Here is a 25,283-nt window from a genome sequence, read left to right as displayed (position 1 = left end):
GTCGCCGCGAGGCTGGCGGAGCGTGCGAGGGCATGCCATCCTCACTTCCGTCTGCCGCAGAGTAGAGCCTGCGGCGCTTTGGGCGCCGTTCCGTCAGAGAGCGGCACGGACATAACAACAAAAAACCGTCAAAGAGGCTTCACACATGCGTAAACCAGAACTCGCAGCCGCAATCGCTGAAAAAGCGGATCTCACCAAAGAACAGGCCAACCGCGTCCTCAACGCCGTTCTCGAAGAAATCACCGGCGCCCTGCACCGCAAGGACAGCGTCACCCTGGTTGGCTTCGGCACCTTCCTGCAACGCCACCGCGGCGCCCGCACCGGCAAAAACCCGCAAACTGGCGAGCCAGTGAAAATCAAGGCGAGCAATACCGTTGCGTTCAAACCGGGTAAATCGCTGAAAGATACCGTTAACGCTTAACGCGCAGTACCGTCTCGAAGGGAGGCGGGGCGGTAAGAAGAATGGGCACGCCGACTGGGTTGGGTGCCCATTTTTGTTGGGGCTGATTATGGGCTTGGGCTCAACCGTAGAAATAGTCAAAAAAGCGTTCGTAGTTATCCTCGCCCAACAAGGGGCTGACTTCCTTTTTGAGTAACTTCACGAACGTGCTAGAAAGCTCATCATCGTCGTTGTAGATATCAAAGATGTCGAATTTTCCATGGACGATCTCGACAGTCTTGGCGAATGCCAGCAGGAAATCAGCGAGAGAGTCGGCAATCTTGAACGGTGCTACGGCATCGTAGCTCGCCAGTACGGGTGTGCCTGGCATATCGGTCACCGCGATAACGGGCTTGCCACCGCCTATGTCATCCATGAAAACCAAGTGTTGCGCAGGCCAGTTCCCATTCAACTCAGTCTTGTTGGATTCGCCTGCCCACTTGAAGCCGACTTGACCGTCTTCCAATGCGTCCAAGTTGAAAAAGCAGATGGGGGTCAAGCCCGTTTCGACTTCCACATCGACCGGCTCGCAAAGTTCGTAGAAGGAGTCCATCTCAGCGGACCGAGGCAGGGTTTGCGGCCATTTGGCGTTTGCCTGGCCGTTGTTTTCGAAGCGACCTTCGATGTCAAATTTCTTGTGGACGCGGCGCAGTTCTTTAAATGCGTTATCAAGGGCGCTCATATTCTTCTCCAATGGAAACCTATTTACCGCAGCCGGGTTTTGTAGCCGGTGTCCTGGCTCGGTCGATCAATCGGCCTTTGCCTGCATTACCGTAATTCTTCCTGTGCCCTTGGGGGCTGTTCAAGTGTTCGTCAATGCCACTTGGATGGTTCGCGTTTTGCAAGAATACAATGTTCCGTGGGTCACCTTTCCAGGCCTTGCCCAGTGCACCGTTACCTTCGACACTGTTGATATGGTGGCCGGTGTAACCCGCTTTGGACATCAAAGAGTTCAAGCGGGCATTGCTCTTGGTATTTTCGATCAAGTCTCGCTCATGGGGCGCCCAGTCTCTTGAACCACCACCGCGGCTCACGAGTTCCCGCTCTTCTCCCCAGGCCCGATTAATGGCTGTCCCACGGCCGCCGGCCTTGGGTGTAACGGAATTCTTGGGCTTGTACCGTACCAAATCCTTCGGGTTCAGGCCGTAGGGGTCGATCCACGTCAGTGGATTCGTTGAATACAGGTAAAGATTCAGTCCCCCGGCAAGGCCAATGGGGTCAGGCGTAGTGAAGCGGCCGATGTCCGGATCGTAGTAGCGAAAAATATTGTGATGTAGGCCGGTTTCCCGGTCCAGGTACTGCCCCTGGAATCTCAGGTTCTGTTCTTCGATGTAGTAGGGTTCACGCGTTTCCCGAACGGTGTTTCCCCATACCTGATAGCTGGCTTGCCAAACTGTCTGGCCATCATTTTCCGAAAGCAGCTCGGGCAGCCCGTTCAGGTCATTATGGTAATAGCGCACTTTTTGCTGGGCGCCTGTTCCATCAACCCGAGCCAGGGGTTCGTGGCTTTCGTCACCATAGATATAAAGACTTGTCTGCGCATATTTGTGCTCTTGCACCAACCGTAACCCGTCCCAAGTGAATCGAGTCTCGCTCAGCAGTTGGCCATTTGCGTCGTGGGTTGTCTTGGATGTTCGTCGGCCCAGCGGGTCATAGGTCATGTGCACGACCGATTGCTGCCCGCCCTGTTCATTTCGTACTTCGATCAGACGATGTTCGGCGTCATAGGCGAAACGCTGGACGCCGCGCTTGACACTGCGCTTCTCGATCATCCGGCCGAAACCGTCGTAGCGATAGCGTTTGTCCTGGAAAGTCAGGAGCTTGTTGTGCACCACCAGCCCGGCCCCGGGTTGTGGGCCATCGAGCAGGTTGGCAGCGGCGTCGTAGGAATAGGTTTCGTGTCGTGCTGCAAAATTGTCCTGGCTGGCGATGACTCGGTCGGTTGCATCGTAATGCAGCAATTGACGGTGCTGGCCATCGGTCTGTTGCTCAAGCTTGCCCACCAAGTTATCGGCGGTGTCGTACTCGAACTGTTTTTGTACTGCGCCAGGCAGTACAGATGCCCGGGTGATGTGGCCGCGTTCGCGGGAGCGCAGACGGCCACAGCGATCATAATGCTGGCGTGTACTCAGATACCCCTGAGTACGCAGTACTTCACGGTGTAGACGGTCGCGCTCGAAATCGCTGATGACACGTCCGTCTAGGTTTATCTGATGGAGGTGCCCGCTGCCGTAATAGAGGCGATTGAGCCAGCGCCCATCGGGTAAGCGCGTCTGGTTGAGGTTTCCCAGCTCGTCGTAGTGATGCTGTAACGCACCTGCTGCGGTTTTCTCCTCTACAGCTCGACCCAGGGCGTCATAGCTGAAGCAGACGGTTTGTTGCTGGCCTGTCTTATGGGTAAAGGTGACAGCCTTGAGTTGGTCCAGTAAGTCGTAGGTGTACTCAGTACGGCCATCATCGGTGACCTTGCCCACCAGTCGCCCTGCCGCGTCGCGCTCAAAGTCATGCACGACAGTCGGTTCGAGCACGGCCGTGACTACTGCCATCCCGCTACCGTACGGTGCTGCAACCGCTTCCATGCGCGAAATATTGTTCAGTACGTCGTAGTGATAGCGGCGGATACTCCCATCCAAATCCTGCTGTTCGGTCACACGATCATTGGCGTCCCATTCGAAGCGATATCGTTCGCCGTTCTCGTTTGTCAATGTGCGCAGCCGGCCATAGCTGTCATAGGCAAAGTTGACCTCGCGATTGTGCGCGTCGACGCGCTGGCGGACTTGCCCCTTTCGATTTCGCAGGTAGTGTGTAGAGTGCCCGGCGAAGTCGGTATGAGCCGTTAGTTGGCCGATGGTGTCGCGTTGGAAATACTCAATACGCCCATCCGGAAGTTGAGTGCTCAGCACTCGACCCTGGACGTCGTGTACGAATGTCGTACGCTCACCCAGTGCATCAGTGATGACCTGCAAATAACCTCTTTCGTCGTAGCTGAACCGCGTCGGGTAGCCGGAGCAGTCAATATGCTCAATGAGTTGACCGAACGGGTTCCAACGCAGCCGTTTACTTTTCCCCGTTGCATCGATGATCTCTACCGGTTGTCCGCTGCTGTCGTAGCGATACCGTGTGATATGACCCAGCGGGTCGGTCTCGACAATACAGTTGCCCCGCGAGTCGTAGCGTGAATGCCAGGTGTTGCCCTCGCTATCAGTCACCGAAACCGGCAACGCCCAATGCTCCAACCACACTATTGAATTATTGCGCCCTAATGGATCGCTCTCGCCGATCAGGTTGCCGGGGTCATCGTAGCTGTACGCATAGCGGCCACCCTGCGGGTTAGTGGCACTGAGCAGTTGGCGCTCGTCGTTCCACTCAAAAAGCCAGGTCTGACCGAGATTGTCGTTGTACTCAATGATTTGGTGCTGTGCGTTCCAATACCGGGAACTGACGCGCTGTAAGCCGTCGCTGATGCGCGTGAGACCGGCTTGCAAGTCGTAGTCGAACTGATAGGCGTCGCCGTCGTCGGTCCAATGTCGAACCACACGCCATTCCATGTCTTCAACCAACGCCCACTCATAAAAGCAGCGCAATCCGGTGGGCAGTTGGTGCTCCACCATCCGGCGACCGTTGTCGTAAACAAAGCGACGCTGTATCTGGCCGGTCGCGTCGCGTACTTCGGCTAGGCTTGCGGCTGCGTCGTAGGCATAGCTGACGAGCACTTCACGACGCTGGTCGGGGTACACACGCTCGATTCGCGCCAATAGACCTTGATCGCGGATCAGCTCCACCTGCACAAGGTCGAACGTGTCGCGCAGCCGCACCAGGCGTCCGGTTTCGTCGTAGTCGATATGGATTCGGTTGTCATTGCGGTCGCCGAGCTGGCTCAGGCGCAACTGCGACGGGCTGGCAGTGGGTTCGAACAAGCGGTACAGACCATCATCACTTTCGATCAGCAACTGCCCATTGAGGTGTCGCCGCACGGCGAGCCCTTCACCGGCGCTGAATACTGCGCCGCCCAACGGGATCGAACCCATGTCAATCGGGCGTCCCTGCTCGTCGGTGTACACCAACGTCTCGCCGCCTTCGGGATGCGCACGGATCTCTACGCACACTTCATAGGGCACGCTCCAGCCAGCACCAAACAGGCTGCCCGAGCGTTCGTCGCGGCTGTTGTAGAAGCGTTGCCAGTCAATCGGCAGGATGCCGGGCAGCACAAAATCCAGTTCCTCGACATCGCCCAGTACCTTCGCGCCCGTCGCCGCATGCACCGGATTCGATGAGCCCATCGCCGCGTTGGCCATTGCGCCCATCGCACTGCTGACAGCCATCGAAGTCGCGCCGCCGATCAACATGCACGGCAGCTTGCTGAAGAACTTGCCCTTGCCGCCCTTGAGCATCAGCAACGCCGTCACCGCCAGCCCGACGCCCGGTGTCTTGCCGCTGCGAACCTCACGCACCACCACCGAGCCGCCGCCAATGGTCACGTTGGAGGAGATCAGCCCCGACGACACCACCGTTGCATCGCAGGTGCTGCGATCACCGCTGCGCACCGCCGGCTGGCCGTTGATCGTGACCTTGTCCGAACCCTCGGCCAGAAACTGCGGTGGCATCGGCGGGTGCTTCATGCACACGACCACGTCCAGCGGCTTGGGCACGGCGCCGGGAGCCGGTGTCGCAACGGTCGGACGCCACATCTGCGAGAAGAAACTCTCGGCCATGTCCAGATAGCTGGCTTCGGGTTCAGGCGCGGGCTCTTCCAGCTCGGTACCGGCTGGCGCGACGTGGGAACTGATCGCCCCGGCGGCACGGGCTGCGGGGATGCTGTTGGTCAGTGTGTCGGTGGAACCGGTGAGAATGTTGGCCTGCACCGTGGGCGGAAACAGCGCGTTGCTGAAGCTGTCGCATAAATTCGTCAGGCCTTTGTCCGCGCCCGTCTTGCTCATGGCCAGGCCGACAATCGTGCCCACAACTGCGCCCAACAGGAAGCAGCCGAGCCCGCCGGTGGCGACGGTAATGCCGGTGGCCGCGACCACGGCAGCGGTCGCCACGGCGGTGATCGCGATATTAGCCGCCACCTCCAGCACACCGCCGAGGATATCGGCCATCATGGAAGTGTGGGTCAGCGCATCGCCCATGCGGGCAGCCCAGAGTGCGTCAGGCACGCGTTTTGTCCAGCGTCACGGCATTCACTTGAGATTTTCCAATGCCAGTTGGTCTCTTGGTCTGGTTACGACATGCTCATCAAAGCAGTTCTGACGCGCCATTCACCACAGCTTGTCTTTCAAGCCCTCGCTTGCCAGGCAGCAGCGTGGTAGTGAAAATGGCACGCCGACTGAGTTGGGACGCCCACCTTAATATGGGTTTCAATGGTCCAGTGCTGCATGGATTTTCACTAGTTGCTCTTTGTATTTCTTACTGTTGGGTATGCGTATGCCTTTCAGATAAGCATCCAGTTGTTCAGGTGCGTTCTCAAGGAAGAACAGCTCAAGCAAATAGATGATCAGGAAATTTTTATAGAAAGGGAGGGTTTTGACTATTTTATCCTCGTCCTGATTTCCCTCTTGCTCGTGAGCGGTCGACATAAGTGTCGATAGCTTTGCTCTTACGAACGGTACAAGCCCGACTTTACGGTGCTCTAAAAGCTGTTCAAGCGCGTCGATATCTACTTTGGCGATATTGATTTTATTGGCGTCGTGTTGGAAAAGTATGTCCGAGGGCTGACTCTCGTTAATGTCGAGATTCAACTGCTCCTGAACCGCCAGCAACATGGCCTGATAGTGATCGCTCTCTATGAACGCCTTAACGTCGTCAATATTTACCATTTGTCGATACCCGTGATTATTTTGGAAAGATCATATCCGGTATGTCTATAAGGATCCGCGGCCTCATGGTCCCACGGGGTCAGTGCATCGAGGTTTTTTGAATCATGGACGCCCGTACCGCCTGTACGCTGAGGTATATCACGGTGGTGCAGCTCCATCGAAACCACTCTCTCCTCAACCGCGCCCGTCTTGCGGTTGACGACTTCCACTTTCATTTGCGGAGCCAAGCCGTCTTTCATACGCGCCAGGTTATTTTTTGAGTAGCGCGATGCGTTATTGGTCGCCTCCTCCTTCCAGAATTTTTTCCGCGAAGTGCTCCAGCAGGACCAGCCCCATGGGTCGATCCAGCCAAAGGGGTTCGGCGCATAGGTATATAGATTCAACCCCCCGCTCAGGCCAATCGGGTCAGGGGTGGCGAACCTTCCGATATCCGGGTCGTAAAAACGAAAGGTGTTGTAGTGCAGTCCGGTCTCCCGGTCCAGATACTGCCCCTGGAATCTCAGGTTTTGCTCTTCTATGTAGTAAGGTTCACGTACCTCTTTCAAGGTATTTCCCCACACTCGGTAATGGGCCTGCCAAACGCTGGAGCCATCCGCCTCAGTCAACAGCTCCGGCATGCCATTAAGGTCGCTGTGGTAGTACCGGACCTTTTGCAGCGGGCCTGTTCCATCCACCCGCGCCAGCGCTTCATAGCCACTATCACCATAGATATAGAGACTGGTTTGCTGATGACGGTGCTCTTGCAGCAGTTGCGCCGCGTCCCATATGAAGCACGTGTTGCCCAATAAGTGTCCTTTATGGTCCCGCTCGGCTTTCTCTATGCGCCGGCCGAGTGGGTCGTAGGTCATCGTGACGGTATGGCCGCGTTCGTTAAGCACTTCTATCAATCGATTTTCCGCGTCGTAGCGAAAGCGTTGTACGCCATGGCGACCGCTGCGCTTTTCGATCATCCGACCCCAGCCGTCGTAGCGGTAACGTTTATCCTGATAGGTGATCACTTGGTTATGAACGACGAACCCGGTGCCGGCATCTGGTCCATCCAGCAAGTTTGCCGCAGCGTCGTACGCGAAAGTCTCCTGCTGGCCATCCGTACTGTCCTGACTGGCAATAATGCGTCCGGTGGAATCGTAATGGAACAACTGACGGTGTTGGCCGGAGAGATGTTGATCCAACTTGCCGACAAGGTTATCTGCCGGGTCGTATTCGAAATGTTTCTGTATCGCGCCGGGTCGCCTGTAGAGTGGGCCTGTCTGTTGCCGTGAGCGCGAGCGCAAGCGACCGTTGCGGTCGTATTCGCTGCACGTACTGATCTGGCCTTGGGTGCGTAACACTTCACGGTGCAGACGGTCACGTTCGAAATCAGTTATCACCTGGCCGTCCAGATTGATCTGATGCAGGTGGCCACTGCCGTAGCGCAAACGACTGAGCCAGCGACCATCGGGCAATTGGGTCTGGATCAGATTACCCAGTTCGTCATAGTGATGTTCAAGCGTGCCTGAGTGGCTAGCTTCTTTCAGCAGTTGCCCAAGGCCATTATAGGCAAACGTCAACTCCTGGCGTCGCCCGTGCCTGTCGGTGAATGTAGCCGCCACCAATTGGTCTGTAGGTGCGTAGGTATAGTCAGTGATGCCATCCACGGTCTCTTTTTGGGTGAGCCGTCCCACTGCATCCCGTGAAAGCTGATAAACGAGGGGGGCCGTGGGGGTTGATGGCATAAGGTCGAGCCTGTTCCCGTAAGGTGCGGGTACGAGGCTGACTGTCACTATGTTGTTCAGCGAGTCATATTCATATCGTTTGCTACTGCCATCGAGGTTGTACTGCTCTGCCAATCGGTCCCCATCGTCCCAGGCGAACCGGTAGCTCTCGCCATTCTCGTTGGCCAGCGTTTGCAATCGTCCGTAGGCGTCATACCCAAACTGAACCTGCCGGCCATGTGCATCGATGCGCAGGCGTACTTGGCCTCGGCGATTATGTTGATAGAGCGTGGTATGTCCCGCAGTATCAATGTAATTTACCAGCTGCCCGCTGGCGTCACGTTGAAGGTGCTCTGTTCGTCCGTCCGGAAACTGAGTCATGAGCAACCGACCACGCGGGTCATGGCCGAATTGAGTTCGCTCACCCGAGGCATCGGCGATGACTGCCAGATAGCCCCGACTGTCATAGCTCAAGCGCGTCGGGTAGCCGGAGCAGTCAATATGCTCGATCAGCTGTCCCAGAGAGCTCCAACGCAGCTTTTTGCTCTTGCCCATCGCGTCGACGATCTCCACGACCTGGCCGTGTACGTCGTAACGGTAGTGGGTGCTATGCCCCAGTGGGTCGGTTGCACAAATACAGTTTCCGCGTGCGTCATATCGGTAGTGCCAGCTGTTTCCAGCGGGATCCGTCTGTATCAGCGGCAAAGCCCAATGCGCCAGCCACAGGGTTGAGTCAATACGCCCCAGGGGGTCTTGCTCACTGATCAGGTTTCCGGTTTCGTCATAGTTGAACGAGTACCGCCCGCCTTGAGGATCGGTCGCACTCAGCATCTGACGTTCGTCATTCCACTCGAACCGCCACGTTTGGCCAAGGTTGTCCGTGGACGAAATGATCTGGTGCTGCAGATTCCACAGACGCATGCTTACGCGCTGCAAATTGTCGGTGATACGTGTCACCCCTGCGCTCAAGTCGTAATCGAATCGGTACTCATCGCCCTCATCGGTCCAGTGCCGAACGACACGCCATTCGCGCCCTTCAACCAAGCCCCAATCGTAAAAACACCGCAACCCAGTGGGCAGTTGATGCTCGGTCATCCGCAGGCCAGCGTCGTAGGCGAAGCGCCGTTGGACATGACCGGTCGCATCAGTAACGGTGGCTAAACTGCCGTTCAGGTCATAGCTATAACTGGCGAGCGTTTCCCGGCGTTGATCGGAGTGAATACGCTCGACCCGGATTACCCGATCAAGCTCGCGGACCAGCTCAATCTGCACCAGCGTGAAGGTATCTCGCAGGCCGACCAGGCGCCCTTGTGGGTCATACTCGAGGAAAATACGGTTGTCATTTCGGTCGCCCAACTGGCTCAGGCGTAGCACTGATCGGGCTGTCGGGGTTGGATCAAACAAGCGATAGAGACCGTCATCTCGCTCGATCAACAATTGACCGTTACGATGACGCCGAACACTCAAACCCTCGCCTGGACTGAACATCGCGCTGCCCAGCGCCACCGAACCCAGGTTGATACGCCGACCCTGTTCGTCGGTGTAGATAAGTTCTTCGCCGCCATCCGGATGCGCCAGGATTTCTACGCTTACCTCATACGAAACGCTCCAGCCCGCGCCAAACATGCCGTCGCGGCGCTCATCCCGACTGTTGTAGAAGCGCTGCCAATCGATCGGCAAGATACCTGGCAATACGAAGTCCAGTTCGGTATCGCCTCCCAACACTTTCGCCCCTGTCGCCGCATGCACCGGGTTGGGTGAACCCATCGTCGCATTGGCGGCAGCGCCCATGGCCTGGCTGACCGCATAGGATGAGACGCCGCTGAGCAACATGCAGGGCAAGTCGCTTAGCGCCTTGCCTTTCGCTCCTTTGAGCATCATCAGCGCTTCAATCGCCAGCCCAACGCCTGGCGTCTTGCCGCTACGAATCTCTTGCACCACCACCGTTCCGCCACCAATCGTGACGTTCGGCGAGATCAAACCCGACGACACCACCGTCGCGTCGCACATGCTGCGGTCGCCGCTGCGCACGGCGGGTTGGCCGTTGATGGTGACCTTGTCCGAACCTTCGGCGAGAAGCTGGGGCGGCATCGGCGGGTGACGGGCGCACAGCACCATGTCGGTAAGCGCAGGCACAACGCCTGGAGCTGGCGTTGCGACGGTTGGTCGCCAGAGTTGGGAGAAGAAGCCCTCGGCCATATCCAGAAAGCCTGGTTCTGCTTGCGGCATAGAGTCGGGCTCAGGTGGCGCTTGTTCGAGTTCAGTGCCCGCAGGCGCAACATGAGAAGGAATTGAACCTGCCGCTCGGGCCGCCGGAATGCTGTTGACGAAAGTATTGGTTGAACCCACCGCAATCGTCGCTTCCACCACGGGCGGAAACAGTGCGTTGCTGAAATCCTCGCACATCTTACTGAGGCCCTTATCGGCCCCCGTCTTGCTCATTGCCATGCCGACGACGATGCCCACCACCGCGCCGAGGATGCAGCCGCCAATACCGGCGGTTGCGACCGTCACACCTATTGCCGCCGCCACCGCAGCGGTTGCGAGTGCCGTAATCGCCACGTTGGCCGCCACCTCCAATACACCGCCGAGGATATCGGCCATCATGGAAGTGTGGGTCAGCGCATCGCCTAGCCGGGCAGCCCATAACGCGTCAGACATGCAATTGGCTCATCAAGAAATAGCGTCAAACGACAGCGAGTTTTTTATCAGCGCCCAATGCGCCGCCTCGGTATCTCCAAGCTTGTCCGCCTTCACGTAACTCAACGCGAGCATTTTGCGCGTGCCCGGTATCACCAACGCCAGCTGATACTGGAACACCTTGTCATTGCCCTTGTTGAATTGGCTGCGCAGTTCGATGCCTTCGACTTCCTGCGCGGCACCCAGGCGCACGTCGACGCCCGGTTGGTAGCGCAAGTCCTGCACCTGCTTTTCCAGGCGCTGGAGCTGGTCATTGAAGTTGCTGTGCAGGGTTTCGCCATCGGCCAGCAAGCTGCGGCTGATGATTAGGGACGTGCCCAGTTCGGGGAACTTGAGGATGTTGATCGTCGCGTCCTGAAGCTCGCCGGCCGGCAGTTGAAGCTGGAATTCGTTGATTCGGTACGTCATGGCAAACAGATCTCGTCAGGAGCCTTTAGGCGCTGGAAAAGCGGCTTTGATATTGGCGTCGATGCTGGCTTTGACGCCCTGGCCGTCGGGCGTGGCGCCAGCGCCGCCACCATTGTTCAGGTGCAGCACGCCGCCGGTGTTGAACTCGGCATCGCCGCTGGCGTAGAAGCTGATTTGCACGCCGGTCAGGTTGATCTGCCCGCTGGCGTTGAGCTCCAGAATGCTTTCGCCGCAGACCAGACGCAGGTTTTCACCCACTTCGATCACGTAGCTCTGGCTGATGCTGTCGGTCTTTCTCTGGCCCACCGAGAGGATGTCTTCCTGCTTGACGACGCGCAGGCGGTTGTTGCCAATGGTCACCGTCTCGTTGTGCCCAATGCTTTTATTACGGTCATGCCCCACCGAATGGCTCTCATCCACCTCCACCACGATGTCCTGATTACGCTCGGCATGGATATACAACTGCTCCAACCCCTTCTTGTCCTCCATGCGGATTTCATTGAAGTTGGCCGGTGTGCCGCCCTTGCTGGAGCGGCTTTTCATACCGCTTTGGGTGGCGTTTTCCGGCAAGTCGTAGGGCACCGTCTGCTCAGCGTTGTACACCCGGCCGGTGATGATCGGCCGGTCGGGGTCGCCTTCGAGGAAGCTGACAATCACTTCCTGGCCGATCCGTGGGATCTGCATCGAGCCCCAGTTCTTGCCGGCCCAGGATTGCGACACGCGAATCCAGCACGAGCTGTTTTCGTTGGATTGGTCGTGACGGTCCCAGTAGAAGTGCACCTTCACGCGGCCGTACTGGTCGGTCCAGATTTCCTCGCCTTTGGGGCCCACCACCAACGCGGTCTGCGGGCCTTTGACGATGGGGCGATAGGTGCTCGCCAGGGGGCGGAAGCTTTGTTGGGCGTCGATGCAGGTCAGGCTGCTTTCGAACTGCGCCGAGCCTGAGCCGCCGCCGCTTTCCAGGCTTTCCTGGACGATGAGATAGCGACAGCCGACGATCAGGTATTCGCGGTTCTGGTCCTGGCGACTGAAGCCGGTGAGGCTGAACAGGTGGCCCGAACCGAGGCCGCGGGCATTGCCGTTGAACTCGATCTGCTCATGCAGGGTTTGCAGGGCTTCGATGCGGGTGCGCGCGTAGTGTTCGCCGTCGGCGCTTTGCACATAGGTGCCGGGGTAGTCGTACAGCGGGTAATCGCCGGCAGTGTGCGGGCGCGGCATGGCCGAGCGCACGTCGATGCTGGCGCTGGGGCGCTGGAAGTCGTAGTCGTTGAGCTCCAGGGAACCCGGCTGCACTTCCTGCGCCAGGTGCCAATTGTGCATGTGGTCGCGTTCGCGCTGCTGCTCATCCTTGGGGTAATACGGGATCGACGCATAGCCCGGCACGGTGGTGTGGGCGCCATAGGCGTCGGCCAGCACCAGCACGTGGCGGTCCTGTTCATGGCGGAAGAAGTAGTAGATGCCTTCCTGTTCCATCAGGCGGCTGACGAAATCGAAGCTGGTCTCGCGGTACTGCACGCAGTATTCCCACTCGCGGTACGGCCGGCTCAGGGCGTCTTCAAAGTCGGAAAAACCCAGGTCGCGGAACACCTGCTTGATGATCTGCGGGATGCTCAGGTTCTGGAAAATCCGGCAGTCCGAGGTGCGGCTGAGCAGCCAGAACCACGGGCGCAGCGTCACTTGGTAACTGGCGAACTGGCCCCGGTCGATGTTCTGGCTGCAGCGCGCAACAATGCCGTTGAAGTGCCGCTCGCCACCGTCCGCCAGTTGCACACCGACGCTCATCGACTTGCCCAGCAACTGGTTGAGATCGATGTTGGCGTCCAGGGACGTCAGTTGCAGCTCATAGTTGAACAGCCGCCCCAGTTCTTCACCGCCGCCCATTTCATTGAGCAACAGCACATCCGGCCCGAGGGGGCTGGTGATCTTGGCCAGGCGTGAGGCTTGGTTAAAAAGCATCGAAGTACCCTAATAGCTGAAGGAACCCAATCCAAATGTGGGAGGGGGCAAGCCCCCTCCCACATTTTTTTCCGCGTTCCGTCAGGTCAATCGTTGAACTGGTAGTGCAGCTCGTTATCCCGGCTGCTGATCCGCACCCCCGCCAACGCCTTGCCTTCGAGCATGCGCGTGAGGAATTCACGGCTCATGTCCGGCAACAGGCTGTTGGTGAGGATGGTGTCGATCATGCGCCCGCCGCTTTCGGTTTCGGTGCAGCGCGAGACGATCAGGTCGACCACCGCGTCGTCGTAGTCGAAGGCGACTTTGTGGGTGCTCTCCACACGCTTCTTGATGCGCCCCAATTGCAGGCGGGTAATCGCCTTGAGCATCGTGTCACTCAGCGGGTAGTACGGAATCGTCACCAGGCGGCCCAGCAGCGCCGGCGGGAAAATCTCCAGCAGTGGCTGGCGCAGGGCCTTGGCTATTTCCTCGGGCTCGGGGATGTTCGCCGGGTCTTTGCAGACCTGGGAAATCAGCTCCGTGCCGGCGTTGGTGGTCAGCAGGATCAGGGTGTTCTTGAAGTCGATCACCCGGCCTTCGCCGTCCTCCATCACGCCCTTGTCGAACACCTGGAAGAAGATCTCATGCACGTCCGGGTGGGCTTTTTCCACTTCGTCCAGCAGCACCACGCTGTAGGGCTTGCGCCGCACCGCTTCGGTCAGCACGCCGCCTTCGCCGTAGCCGATATAGCCCGGTGGCGCGCCCTTGAGGGTCGACACCGTGTGGGCTTCCTGGAACTCGCTCATGTTGATGGTGATCACGTTCTGCTCACCGCCGTACATGGCTTCAGCCAGGGCCAGGGCGGTTTCGGTCTTGCCCACGCCGGAGGTGCCGGCGAGCATGAACACGCCAATCGGCTTGCTCGGGTTGTCGAGGCCGGCGCGGGAGGTCTGGATGCGCTTGGCGATCATCTGCAAGGCATGGTCCTGGCCGATGATGCGTTTCTTCAGATGCTGGTCGAGGTTGAGCACGGTTTCCAGTTCGTTGCGCGCCATGCGGCCCACCGGAATACCGGTCCAGTCAGCGACCACCGAGGCCACGGCCTGGTAATCCACGGTCGGCAGGATCAGCGGTGTTTCGCCTTGCAGCGCGGTGAGGCGCTGTTGCAAGTCGATTAATTGCGCACGCAATTCATCGTTGCCGCTGTCCACCACCCCGGCTTTTTCACGCAGGGTTGCGCGGGTGGCGAGCAACTCGTCCACCAGGGTTTTCTCTTCGGCCCAACGGCTTTCCAGTGTCGCCAAGCGTTCACGTTCGCTCGTCAGCAAGGCTTCGCTGTTGCTCTGGCGTGCACCAATGTCGATGCCGATGGCATGCTCGCGGGCGATGATTTGCAGCTCGGTTTCCAGGGCTTCGATGCGGCGGCGGCTGTCGTCCACTTCGGCCGGTACGGCGTGCAGGCTGATGGCGACGCGGGCGCAGGCGGTGTCCAGCAGGCTCACGGATTTGTCCGGCAACTGGCGCGCCGGGATGTAGCGGTGCGACAGCTTCACCGACGCTTCCAGCGCTTCGTCGAGGATCTGCACCTGGTGGTGTTTTTCCATGGTCGAGGCCACGCCGCGCATCATCAGCAGGGCTTTGTCTTCCGACGGCTCGGCGACTTGCACCACCTGGAAACGGCGGGTCAGGGCCGGGTCTTTCTCGATGTGCTTCTTGTACTCGGCCCAGGTGGTGGCGGCCACGGTACGCAAGGTGCCACGGGCGAGGGCGGGCTTGAGCAGGTTGGCCGCATCGCCCGTCCCGGCGGCGCCACCGGCACCCACCAGCGTGTGGGCTTCGTCGATGAACAGGATGATCGGCTTGGGTGACGCCTGAACGTCTTCGATAACCTGGCGCAGGCGCTGTTCGAACTCGCCTTTCATGCTGGCGCCGGCTTGCAGCAGGCCCACGTCGAGGCTGCGCAGTTCCACGTCTTTCAGTGCCGGCGGCACATCACCGGCGACGATGCGCAGGGCAAAACCTTCGACTACGGCGGTCTTGCCTACCCCGGCTTCACCGGTAAGGATTGGGTTGTTCTGGCGTCGGCGCATGAGGATGTCGACCAACTGGCGAATTTCTTCATCGCGGCCAACAATCGGGTCTAGCTTGCCGCTGCGCGCCTGTTCGGTCAGGTCCACGGTGAAACGCTTGAGCGCTTCCTGCTTGCCCATCGCGCTCGGCGCCATCGCGCCGCTGGCTTCGCCTGGCACCCCGGCGTTGAAGCCGTCGCTGGCGCTAAGGGCATTTTCCGGGGAGTCGCCGACGTACTCGTCAAAGCGTTCGCTCAGGGCCTCGGCCTTGATCTTGTCGAACTCCGACGACAAGCCCAGCAACCCATGGCGCAAGCTTGGCGTCTTGAGGATGCCCAGCACCAGGTAACCGGTGCGCACCTGGCTTTCGCCGAACATCAGGCTGCCGTAGACCCAGCCGCGTTCCACGGCTTCTTCCACATGGGACGACAGGTCGGTGATCGACGTCGAGCCGCGCGGCAGGCGGTCCAGGGCTTCGGTCAGGTCACGGGCCAGGCGCGCCGGCTCCACGTTGAACTGGCGGATGATGCGGTGCAGGTCCGAGTCCTGCAGTTGCAGCAACTGGTGAAACCAGTGGGCCAGTTCCACATACGGGTTACCGCGCAATTTGCAGAACACCGTGGCGGCTTCGATGGCCTTGTAGGCCACGCTATTGAGTTTGCCGAACAACGCGGCGCGACTGATTTCACCCATGCTCTGGATTCCTTGAGGTGGTGGCGTGATCGGCGTAATGCCGGGCCAGGATTAGGTCGTTGGCGTCAACCGCAGGGCGGCCGAGCCAGGTGTTGAAGCCCAGGCGGAACTGACCGTTGAGTTGCAGCGCCGGTACTTCGGGTTGTTGCAAAACCAGGTTCAGATCCCAGTCCAATTCATGGCCCAGGTACTCGGCGACCCACGCCACCAGCTCGTTGAACGGCTGTTGGCCGGGCAGCATGCCCATGTAGTCATCCAGCGTGAGCGGGCCGAGGCGAATACGAAATTTATGCTGGCGGTCCCACACATGGCTGCCCAGGCAGAAGTCCACGCCCAACCGGTTGGCGCTGACACTCACGCGGCTGCGCTCGGGCAGTTCCAGCCATTGGCCGACGTATTCTTCAATCGCCACCGGCAGGCCGAAATACTCGCTGAGGATCGCCTTCAAGCCGTCTGGATAACGGGTCTGTGCGGATAAATGGCCGCTGTAATGCAGCTTCGCGGTGTCGGGAATCAGCCCTTGGTTGAGCAGGCTTGGCATGCCCCGGCCACTCAGGGCGGCGAGGCGTGCAGACCAGTAGTCATCGTCCGGGCGGTCATGGCTGACCGTCGGCCGGGCCTCGGCCCAGGCGCGGTAAAACAGGCTGAGCAGACGGTGATGGAACACGTCCAGGAACTGCTTGCTGGTGCTGTCGGCGTTGTTGCGCTGGCGCTCACGCACATACTCGGTGATGTGCAGCGGCAGCGGGCCGTTGGGGCCGCCGAGGCCGAAAAAGAACTGCTCCAGCCGCGCCGGCTTGCCGTCGCCACCGGGATCGACCGAGGCCAGCGTGGCCGGGGCGAAGGTGCAATCGGCCTGTTGCCCAAGACGCAGCGGGTCATCGGCCAGGCGCAGGGAATGGCCCAGGCGCGGCAGCTCGGGCGATTCGCACTCGATACGCCGCAATGCCTGGAAGAAATCGTATTCCCAGGGCTCCTGATGCATCGCATCCAGGGTACTCACAGGGTCGGACGCCGCCCGGGCTTGGCTTTCCATCGCATGATCTCGCCGCGTTCGGTGGTACGGATCACCGTCTCGGTAAAGCTGTTGATCGACACGTAGCGTGCCAGGAAGCGTTCCAGCACCGCACCGAGCAGGAACACGCCGGTGCCGCGAAACGCGTTTTCATCGAATTCCAAGGTGATCTCAAGGCCACGGCCAAACACAATCGGGCCGGGCATCGGCAGGCGGCGGGTCACGGCTTTGCTGCTGACGTCGCGCAGGCCTTCGATCTGCAATTGCAGCGCCGCATCGTTGCTGTCGCCGTACAGGCGCAGCAGTTCGCGCAAGGCGCCGGCGCCCTGGCCTTGCTCGCTCAAAGACAGGTAGTTGAGTGACAACTGGCTGATCAGGCGCCAGGCCTTGGCGTCATGGGCATGGCTGGCACGCGGGCGACTCGGGCCCGCCACGCAGCGCACGGCCAGCACCGGGGCGCTGTCGGCCAGGGTGAAGTCGGTCTTGCCATTGCCCACGCTCATGAACAGCGGCAAATCGCGGTTGGTGCACAGCGCCGTCACGCCCAACTGGCGCAAGTCGTGGCCGTAGGGTGCCTGGCGGCTGTCCACCAGGCTGACGAAGGTTTCGCTGCCCACGTAGGTGGAGCGCGGGCCGTTGCGACGTTGGTCGCTGGACAGCACGCGGGGCTCGCGACGCACCGTGTAGTAGGCCTGGTCACGGCCGTAACGGGACGGGTCACGCACCGCGTAGAACGGCAAAAACGGCTGCTCCGGCCCGGTGCCGTGGCCGGTGATGCCGCTGAGCGAGTGAATCTCGAAATCCATCGGCCGCGTGCGGTCGGCGATCACATGGTGTTCGTTGACGCGGTCGGACAAGTGGATACGGTCCACGCGCTTGGGGAACAGGTTGATCGCCGGCGTGCAGAACGGCAGGAACTGCGCCGCGCCGACGCTGCCTTCCAGGCTCGGTTCGTGGCGGTCGAACAGTACGATCAGCTCCAGTTCCTGGCCATCGCAGCGTTTGACCGCACGGCTCAGCTCGGCGAATTCGACGAACAGGAAGCGATGGGGCAGGGCGAAGTACTCCTGCAACAACCGATAGCCCTGGAACGCCCGCGCTACCACTGGCATGGCCGCGTCGGCATCGTCAAAACCCCGGGAGCGCAATGCGTCCTGGGGCAAGCGCTCAACCCAATCGCCACCGGGCTTGCGCGCGAACACCGCACAGGCGTTGCCCAGCAGTTGCTCGTAGAGGCGGAACGGTTGCTCGTCGGCGCCGCTGAGGTAGAGCGGCAGGTTGTCCAGGTCGAGACTGTTGAACGGCAATTCGGCGCCGGTGCGCAGGGTCAGGCGCAAACCGGCCTTGGCCTTGGGTTCGCTGGCGGCCAGGCGGCCGAGCACGGCGGCGGGGTTGCCGAAGTATTCGGCGTTGCTGACCTGCAACGGCCACAACGTCACCGGGTGGGCGGTGCGGTACTCGCAGCAGGTCTGGGTTTCGCGGCCCAGGGCGGCGCGCAACACGGTGTCGCGGGGCAGGGGGAAACCACTGGCCAGGGAGCCTTCGTCGGGATCGGTCTGCAACTGCACCACGGTCATCGACGGGGTTGGCGCCAGGTAATGCGGGTAGGCGATTTCCAGCAGGTTGTGGGTGAAGGTCGGGTACTCGGCGTCGAGCTTGAGCTGTACGCGGGCCGTGAGGTAGGCAAAGCCTTCGAGCAGGCGTTCGACGTACGGGTCGGCGCAGTCCATACCGGACAACGTCAGCCGACTGGCGATCTTCGGGTATTCCTTGGCGAACTCGGCGGCGCTTTCGCGCACGTGGTGCAGTTCCTGGTTGTACAGCTCCAGCAGGCGCGGGTTCATGGGCGTCTCCGCTGGTCGGCATTGACCACGCGCACGTGGCCGGATTCCAGGTCGAGGTCGGTTTGCAGCAACAGGCGCAACGGCACCGGCTGCGCCCACAGGTCGCCTTCGATCTCGAAACTCAGGGCGTTGTGGTTCATTTCGCCATGGCCGACACGGGCTTTGACCCGCAGGGTGTGACGCAGAATGCGTGGCTCAAAGGTGGCGATGGCCTGGTAGATCAGGGCTTCCAGGGCCTTGATATCGACACTGGAAACGCTGTTGCCGGCGAGCGCCGGCAGGCCGTAATTGACCACCGAAGTGCCGGCCGGGGTGTGCAGCGTGGCATCGGCATCGAGCAACGACGTGGTGTTGAGCAGCCACGCCAGGTCGCGCAAGACCGAGGCTTTCAATTGGGTCAGGGACAGCACGCGTTTGTCGGCGCTTTCCTTCGGGTTGGTTGGATCGTCGTCGGTCAGCCGGTCCAGCAAGGACGGCTGCAGACGGTCGCGGGAAGCGATTTCAGTTACCACCAAAGCAGCTCCACGGACGGGTTGCGAGAGAAACAAATGTCTTGGGCCATGGCGCGAAGCCATGGCCACAAGGGCTATCAGCGCTTGGTGTTGGAACGGATGTTCCAGCCAAACTTGATCGCGCCGCCGTCTTTGGTGCCGTCGGCTTTCTGCGGCTGGTAGTCGACCATCACTTGGGCGAAGTTCAGCGTGACGTTCTCGGTCAGGCGGTCATCGGAACCCGAACCACCAGTGCTCAGGGAAGTGACCAGCACTTCTTCCAGGTTGATCACCATGTACTCGACCTGGCTTTCACCACCGGCCTTACGGACGGTCAGCTTGACCTTGTCGATGTGCTTGCCGCTGGCGCAGTGCATCATCAGGTTCGGCGACGCTTTGTCGACGTACTTGGTCAGCGACAGGTCCTGGATATTCACCTTGCCCGCGCCGCCACCGCCGCCCACGTGCATGTTGCCGGACTGGGCCATGCCCCAGCTCCAGTTCAGTACGTCGATTTCGTCCTTGTGGGCCTTGTCCATGGACTCGCCCTTGATGTCGCCGATCTTGATGAAAATATCAACAGCCATGTTTTCTCCCTGTGTGGCGCTTGCCACTGAATTTGAGTTACTCCAAATGGGCAGTGCTTTTGTGTGGGAGGGCGCTTGCCCCCGATGCAGGCACCTCGGTGTGTCAGTCACACCCCAGTGATGCTATCGGGGGCAAGCCCCCTCCCGCAGAAGAGCCAGCTCATCCGTGGGTTAGGCGCTCTTGGCCGAAGGCAGCTTCGATACCAGGCGCAGCGACACGGTCAGCCCTTCAAGCTGATAGTGCGGGCGCAGGTAGAACTTGGAGTTGTAGTAACCCGGGTTGCCTTCGACGTCTTCCACGATCACTTCGGCGGCAGCCAATGGGTGCTGGGCCTTGGTGGTTTCGGTGGAGTGCGCCGGGTCGCCGTCGACGTAGTTGAGGATCCAGTCCTGCAACCAGCGCTGCATCTCGTCCTTCTCTTTGAAGGAACCGATCTTGTCGCGCACGATGCACTTCAAGTAGTGCGCGAAACGGCAGGTGGCGAACAGGTACGGCAGGCGCGCAGCCAGGTTGGCGTTGGCGGTGGCGTCCGGGTCGTCGTATTCGGCCGGTTTCTGCAACGACTGGGCGCCGATGAACGCGGCGAAGTCGGTGTTTTTCTTGTGCAGCAGTGGCATGAAACCGTTCTTCGCCAGTTCCGCTTCACGGCGGTCGCTGATGGCGATTTCGGTCGGGCACTTCATGTCCACGCCACCGTCATCGGTAGGGAACGTGTGGGCCGGCAGGTTTTCCACTTCACCACCGGACTCCACGCCACGGATGCGCGAGCACCAGCCGTAGTGCTTGAACGAACGGTTGATGTTCACCGCCATCGCGTATGCGGCGTTGGCCCAGGTGTACTTGGAGCTGTCGGCACCGTCGGTGTTTTCTTCGAAGGCGAAAGCTTCCACCGGGTCGGTCTTGGCGCCATACGGCAGGCGCGCCAGGAAGCGCGGCATGGTCAGGCCGATGTAGCGCGAGTCTTCCGACTCACGCAGCGAGCGCCAGCCGGCGTATTCCGGGGTGGTGAAGATCTTGGTCAGGTCGCGCGGGTTCGACAGTTCCTGCCACGAGCCCATGCCCATCACGGTCGGCGAGGCCGCAGCGATGAACGGGGAGTGCATGGCGGCGCAGACTTTCGACAGCTCGCCCAGCAGCTCGACATCCGGAGGCGACTGGTCGAAGTAGTAGTCGCCTACCAGGCAACCGTACGGTTCGCCGCCGAACTGGCCGTATTCTTCTTCGTACATCTTCTTGAAGATCGGGCTCTGGTCCCACGCGGTGCCCTTGAATTTCTTCAGGGTCTTGTGCAGGTCCGGCTTGGAGATGTTGAGCACGCGGATCTTCAGCTGCTCATCGCTCTCGGTGTTGTTGACCAGGTAGTGCAGGCCACGCCAGGCACTTTCCAGCTGCTGGAAATCCTGGTGATGGATGATCTGGTTGACCTGGGCGGTGAGCTTGGCGTCGATGGCAGCGATGATCGATTCGATCGATTTGATCGCGTCGTTGGACACCAGGTCAGTCTGGGCCAGTGCCTGTTCAGCCAAGGTGCGCACGGCGGTTTCCACGGCTTCGCGGGCACGCTCGGTCTTGGGCTTGAATTCTTGCATCAACAGCGAGGCGAACTCGCTGGTTTCTTCGGTGGCGCCGAGGTTGAGCGCGCCTTCGCGGGCGGTATTGTCAGTCATGATTATTGGTCCCCTGCAGGCTTGGGCGCGCTGGCAAGTGCTTGAAGCAGTGCCGGGTCCTTGATTGCCTTCATGATGATTTCTTCAGCGCCGGTCTTGCCGTCCATGTAGGTCAGCAGGTTGGCCAACTGGGTGCGGGCTTCGAGCAGCTGTTTGAGCGAATCGACCTTGCGGGCCACGGCGGCCGGGCTGAAGTCGTCCATGCTTTCGAACGTGATATCCAGGCTCAGGTTGCCTTCGCCGGTCAGCTCGTTCGGTACGTGGAACGCTACGCGCGGCTGCATGGCCTTGAGGCGCGAGTCGAAGTTGTCGACGTCCACTTCAAGGAACTTGCGATCAGCCACTGGCGCCAGAGGCTCGGCAGGTTTGCCGGCGAGGTCGGCCATCACACCCATTACGAAGGGCAGCTGGACCTTTTTCTCGGCGCCGTAGAGCTCGACGTCGTACTCGATCTGCACCCGAGGCGCGCGGTTGCGCGCGATGAATTTCTGAGAACTTTGCTTCGCCACGTTGCTGCTCCTGGTCGCTTGAGCGACGGTGTTGTTACTGCGCAGTCGGCCGGCTTACTCGCCGTCCGGGCCACGCAGGTTTTCAAATTGGGACATGCCATCGGGAATCAGATTGCGCACGATCGCCGCAAAGTCGGCATGCACCAGGTTCTTCGCCCTGTTCAACAGCACCGGCAGCGGGCTCGAAGGCTCGTGACGGGTGTAGTACGCAAGGATCTTGTCGAGGCTGCGCAGCACCTCATCGCGGCTGGCGATGTCGCCGGCCGGGCGGGGTGCGGCAGGGGCAGCGGCGTACTCGACCGAGGGGGCATTGTCGTCACTGACGGCCTCGGGTTCGCTGCTGCCTTGGGTGTCTGGAACCGCTTGGTTGAGCACTTGCAGCGCTTGCTTGAGCGGTTGCTTCAAGAGGGTCAGGTCCACGCCCTGGGCGGAACCGACCTGGTCGCTGACCTGCTGCTCGATGGCTTCGCAGGCCGCACGGGCGGCACTCAAGGCGTCGCGGGTGGCTTGCAGGTGTTCGGGGTCGCTGTCGAGGAACGCGGCGTGCAGTTGCTGGGCGCCGAGTTGTTCATCGGGGAAATTCATCAGGCCGCTGGCGTTCAGTGCAGCGCGCAGGCTCACGGGGCCGAAGGTGCGCGAGCGCGTGAGGATGCTTTCGCGCAGCAGGCGAATGGTCGCGTCGCTGGTCAGGCCGGACAGGGCGTTGATGCGCACAGTCGGGTCGTTATCGTCGTCGGCATCCAGGCGCGGGTGCAGGTCGGTCCAGTATTCGCGCAGCAGGGCGTTGATCAGCGTCAGGACGTCGGCCAGCCCGGCCACACCCTGGAGGGCGAGGGAGCTTTGCAGGAGGAAATGGGTGATGCGCAGGTCTTTGCTGCGCTGCAGCAAGTCGAGGCTCTGCTGCTGGATGCTGCGCCATTCCGGCGGTTCAGCGGGCAGGATGGAGTCACCCATGCTGCGCTCAGGCTGGCCCTTGGCATCACGCTCCAGTTGGAGAAATTGCGCGTCATACTCCATGTCTTCGCCACAGGGCGAAGTCGCGGAAACGGCGGTGAGCAGCAACGGCACATCCACTGAAATTGATCTCCCTATCAGCCCGTTAGATGTCGGGCAATTCATGCATTAGTTGCGCAAGGAACTTTGCATGGTTTCTTGGTCATATAAGCACGATGCTATTAATGTGCCATCATTGGTGTTCAAGAAGTTGTGCATTTTTGGTGTAGTACTTATGCCTTGTCAAGGTAAGCTATTCGCCCTCTGTGACAGATGTGCGGTGCTTAACAACCTGCGCGACCGGTGGGTCGAACGGCGCACCGGGACAGGATTTTTGTCATAGAGCCCAGTTAAGATCAGCGATCATGCTGGCATCAGCAGGTTGTAGACGGTCGGATGCACGACCTGATGGGGCTCTCTCGGGAAACGCTGTCCCGGGAATCGCCCGCGCGCGAAGTATCAGCAAGGAGGCAAGATGTCGCTGTGTTTGACTATCACTAGTTATCACAAGATCACCCCAGGGCAATGCGCCGAAAAGTCCATGAATCAGGGCTCGATGGCGATCGGCCGCAGTTCGGATAATGACTGGGTACTGCCTGATCCTGAGCGGCTGGTGTCTTCGCAACACTGCGTTATTCAATACAAGGACGGCCGTTATTATTTAACCGATAACAGCACCAACGGTGTGGAGTTGGTTAACGCCGGTGTGCGCATGCGCCGGGGCAATAGCGAGCTGCTGCAAAATGGCGAGCTGATCCGCATCGGCGACTACGAGATTCAGGCGCGTATCGATTTCAATGTGCAGGCCGTCGATAGCCAGCCGTTTGCCGGTGAGTCGCCGAACAGCTTTGAAGCGCTGATGGGCGCCGTGGTCAGTGCGCCGGTAGCCACGCCCGTGATCGCGCCGCAGTTCCAGGGCGCCTCGGCGATGGACACCCTGCCGGACCTGTTCGACTTCCTCAGCCCCACCGCCGTAGCGCCGCCGACCGTGCCGGACCACGTGCCCTCCGAGCAACATGACTTCCGCCCGCCGACGCCAGTGGCTGCGCCTGTCGTTGCAGCGCCCGTGGCGTCGGGCTCGGTGATTCCTGAAGACTGGGACTTGTTCGGTGACGCGCCGGCGCCAGCGCCGGTGGCCAGCACGCCGCCGCCCAGCACGCCGCCGCCCCTGGCACCGACTCCACCGCCCACTGCGCCGGTCATCGCGCCGCCACCTGTGGTCGAGCCCTTGCTCCCCGTGGCCGACAGCCAACAACCCGACCTCTTGCAAGCCTTCCTGCGTGGCGCCGGCCTCGACCAGTTGCGTCTGGACAACGCCCAGGCCGAAGCCCAGATGGAAAGCATCGGTCGCAGCTACCGGCTGATGGTAGAGGGCCTGATCGACGTGTTGCGCGCCCGCGCCAGCCTCAAGGGCGAGTTCCGCATGCAGCAGACGATGATCCAGCCTGCTGAAAACAATCCGTTGAAATTTGCCCCGAATGCCGAGGAAGCGTTACTGCTTTTGCTTCGCCATGGCAACCAAGCGTTTATGGCGCCGGACCTTGCCGTGCGGGACAGTTTTGACGACTTGCGGGCCCACCAGTTGGCCGTGATGGCCGGGGTGGAAGCCGCGATCAAGCACTTGCTCACGCACTTCGAACCAACCCAGCTGGAGGAACGCATGGGCAAGCCCGGCGGGCTGTCGAGCCTTTTCAATGGCTCGCGCCAGGCCCAGTACTGGCAGCAGTTCACCGAGCTCTACGGCAATATTTCCCGCGAGGCCCAGGAAGACTTCCAGGACCTGTTCGGCCGCGAATTCAGCCGAGCCTACGAAGAACACAGCGCGCGACAGCGTCGCTAACGCCACGCCGCAACAACGGATCAACGGATAGCTAAGTACGTCATTGAGGACGCAGGATGATTCCCAGGTTTTTACTCGCAGTCGCCACCGCGCTGCTGCTGACGGCGTGTGCCAACGACGCGGTCAAACCCGAAGCGGCGGTCGAGGAGCAGGCAGATACCGCTGCCGTCGAATTGCACTTCCACGCAATTTCCGGGCTTAACCCCGGCGCCAACGGCCAGGCCGCTCCAGTGCGCGTGCGCATTTTCGAACTGAAAAACGCCGCCACCTTCGGCCGTTCCGACTACTTCGCCTTGGCGGACCGTGCCCAATCGACCCTCGGCCTGGACCTGCTGGACCAGGACGAAGTGATGGTCCAGCCCGGCCAGCAACTGAGCATCCAGCGTGACCTCGACCCGTCCACGCGCCAGATCGGCTTGCTGGTGGGTTACCGCGAGTTGGACCGTGCTCAATGGCGCGCGGTAATCAACGTGCCAGCGCGCCAATACACCGAATACCAGATCAGCCTCGATGTGCGTGCCGTGCGCGCCGACGTCGTGGTTTCCCCATCCAGCCCTGCCCAATAACAAGCAATCGGAGCCC

General features: G+C 60.3%; 17 protein-coding genes. 3 read left to right on the top strand and 14 right to left on the bottom strand.

Going from position 1 to position 25,283, the window contains the following annotated elements; translation table 11 throughout:
- Nucleotides 1-145 precede the first annotated feature (145 nt).
- Complete coding sequence (locus tag NDJ82_RS04970; RefSeq protein ID WP_003176958.1) at nt 146-421, top strand: HU family DNA-binding protein; 276 nt, start codon at nt 146-148, stop codon at nt 419-421.
- 100 nt (nt 422-521) lie between these two features.
- Here the strand turns inward: NDJ82_RS04970 and NDJ82_RS04965 are convergent, their stop codons facing one another.
- The 14 genes from NDJ82_RS04965 to tssA all read right to left on the bottom strand — a co-directional run bounded on the left by NDJ82_RS04965 (nt 522) and on the right by tssA (nt 22,942).
- The gene (locus tag NDJ82_RS04965; protein WP_099586047.1) at nt 522-1,121 is read right to left on the bottom strand and encodes a hypothetical protein; all 600 of its coding nucleotides are present in this window, start codon (nt 1,119-1,121) and stop codon (nt 522-524) included.
- Nucleotides 1,122-1,140: 19 nt separating this feature from the next.
- Nucleotides 1,141-5,595 carry an RHS repeat-associated core domain-containing protein gene (locus NDJ82_RS04960; RefSeq protein ID WP_250925022.1) on the bottom strand — a complete coding sequence of 1,485 codons (4,455 nt, stop codon included), beginning with the start codon at nt 5,593-5,595 and terminating at the stop codon, nt 1,141-1,143.
- Nucleotides 5,596-5,796: 201 nt separating this feature from the next.
- Complete coding sequence (locus NDJ82_RS04955; protein ID WP_099586046.1) at nt 5,797-6,255, bottom strand: hypothetical protein; 459 nt, start codon at nt 6,253-6,255, stop codon at nt 5,797-5,799.
- The gene (locus NDJ82_RS04950) at nt 6,249-10,610 is read right to left on the bottom strand and encodes an RHS repeat-associated core domain-containing protein (protein ID WP_191946686.1); all 4,362 of its coding nucleotides are present in this window, start codon (nt 10,608-10,610) and stop codon (nt 6,249-6,251) included. The genes NDJ82_RS04955 and NDJ82_RS04950 overlap by 7 nt, the downstream gene beginning before the upstream one ends.
- Nucleotides 10,611-10,622: 12 nt before the next feature.
- A complete protein-coding gene (locus NDJ82_RS04945) occupies nt 10,623-11,057 on the bottom strand; it encodes a DcrB-related protein (protein WP_099586044.1) in 435 nt (144 codons plus the stop codon).
- Between the two features lie 15 nt (nt 11,058-11,072).
- Complete coding sequence (locus tag NDJ82_RS04940) at nt 11,073-13,013, bottom strand: type VI secretion system Vgr family protein (protein ID WP_250925021.1); 1,941 nt, start codon at nt 13,011-13,013, stop codon at nt 11,073-11,075.
- Between the two features lie 86 nt (nt 13,014-13,099).
- Nucleotides 13,100-15,754 carry a type VI secretion system ATPase TssH gene (gene tssH, locus NDJ82_RS04935; RefSeq protein WP_099586042.1) on the bottom strand — a complete coding sequence of 885 codons (2,655 nt, stop codon included), beginning with the start codon at nt 15,752-15,754 and terminating at the stop codon, nt 13,100-13,102.
- Nucleotides 15,747-16,790 (bottom strand): type VI secretion system baseplate subunit TssG, encoded by a 1,044-nt coding sequence (tssG, locus tag NDJ82_RS04930; protein WP_099586041.1) that lies wholly within the window; start codon nt 16,788-16,790, stop codon nt 15,747-15,749. The genes tssH and tssG overlap by 8 nt, the downstream gene beginning before the upstream one ends.
- Nucleotides 16,754-18,613, bottom strand: coding sequence for a type VI secretion system baseplate subunit TssF (gene tssF, locus NDJ82_RS04925; RefSeq protein WP_099586040.1), 1,860 nt, complete (start codon nt 18,611-18,613; stop codon nt 16,754-16,756). The genes tssG and tssF overlap by 37 nt, the downstream gene beginning before the upstream one ends.
- Nucleotides 18,610-19,125 (bottom strand): type VI secretion system baseplate subunit TssE, encoded by a 516-nt coding sequence (tssE, locus tag NDJ82_RS04920; RefSeq protein WP_005792513.1) that lies wholly within the window; start codon nt 19,123-19,125, stop codon nt 18,610-18,612. The genes tssF and tssE overlap by 4 nt, the downstream gene beginning before the upstream one ends.
- 77 nt (nt 19,126-19,202) lie before the next feature.
- Nucleotides 19,203-19,691: an Hcp family type VI secretion system effector gene (locus tag NDJ82_RS04915; RefSeq protein ID WP_017735732.1), complete on the bottom strand. Its 489-nt coding sequence runs from the start codon at nt 19,689-19,691 to the stop codon at nt 19,203-19,205.
- A gap of 171 nt (nt 19,692-19,862) precedes the next feature.
- Entirely contained in the window at nt 19,863-21,359 is a 1,497-nt protein-coding gene (tssC, locus tag NDJ82_RS04910) for a type VI secretion system contractile sheath large subunit (protein ID WP_099586039.1), read from the bottom strand.
- 2 nt (nt 21,360-21,361) lie between these two features.
- Nucleotides 21,362-21,868, bottom strand: coding sequence for a type VI secretion system contractile sheath small subunit (gene tssB / locus NDJ82_RS04905; RefSeq protein WP_017135823.1), 507 nt, complete (start codon nt 21,866-21,868; stop codon nt 21,362-21,364).
- Between the two features lie 54 nt (nt 21,869-21,922).
- Nucleotides 21,923-22,942: a type VI secretion system protein TssA gene (tssA, locus tag NDJ82_RS04900; protein ID WP_112192774.1), complete on the bottom strand. Its 1,020-nt coding sequence runs from the start codon at nt 22,940-22,942 to the stop codon at nt 21,923-21,925.
- A 394-nt stretch (nt 22,943-23,336) separates the two neighbouring features.
- Between tssA and tagH the strand changes: the two genes are divergently transcribed.
- Nucleotides 23,337-24,701, top strand: coding sequence for a type VI secretion system-associated FHA domain protein TagH (gene tagH / locus NDJ82_RS04895; protein WP_250925020.1), 1,365 nt, complete (start codon nt 23,337-23,339; stop codon nt 24,699-24,701).
- Between the two features lie 56 nt (nt 24,702-24,757).
- Nucleotides 24,758-25,267 (top strand): type VI secretion system lipoprotein TssJ, encoded by a 510-nt coding sequence (gene tssJ, locus NDJ82_RS04890; protein ID WP_099586036.1) that lies wholly within the window; start codon nt 24,758-24,760, stop codon nt 25,265-25,267.
- Nucleotides 25,268-25,283 lie beyond the last annotated feature (16 nt).

Origin of the sequence: Pseudomonas sp. SR18, assembly GCF_023701505.1 — a bacterium.
GTDB classification, from domain to species: Bacteria; Pseudomonadota; Gammaproteobacteria; order Pseudomonadales; family Pseudomonadaceae; genus Aquipseudomonas; species Aquipseudomonas cyclaminis.
The sequence above is the reverse complement of the archived record's forward strand: the minus strand, read 5'-3'. Positions and strand labels throughout refer to the sequence as shown.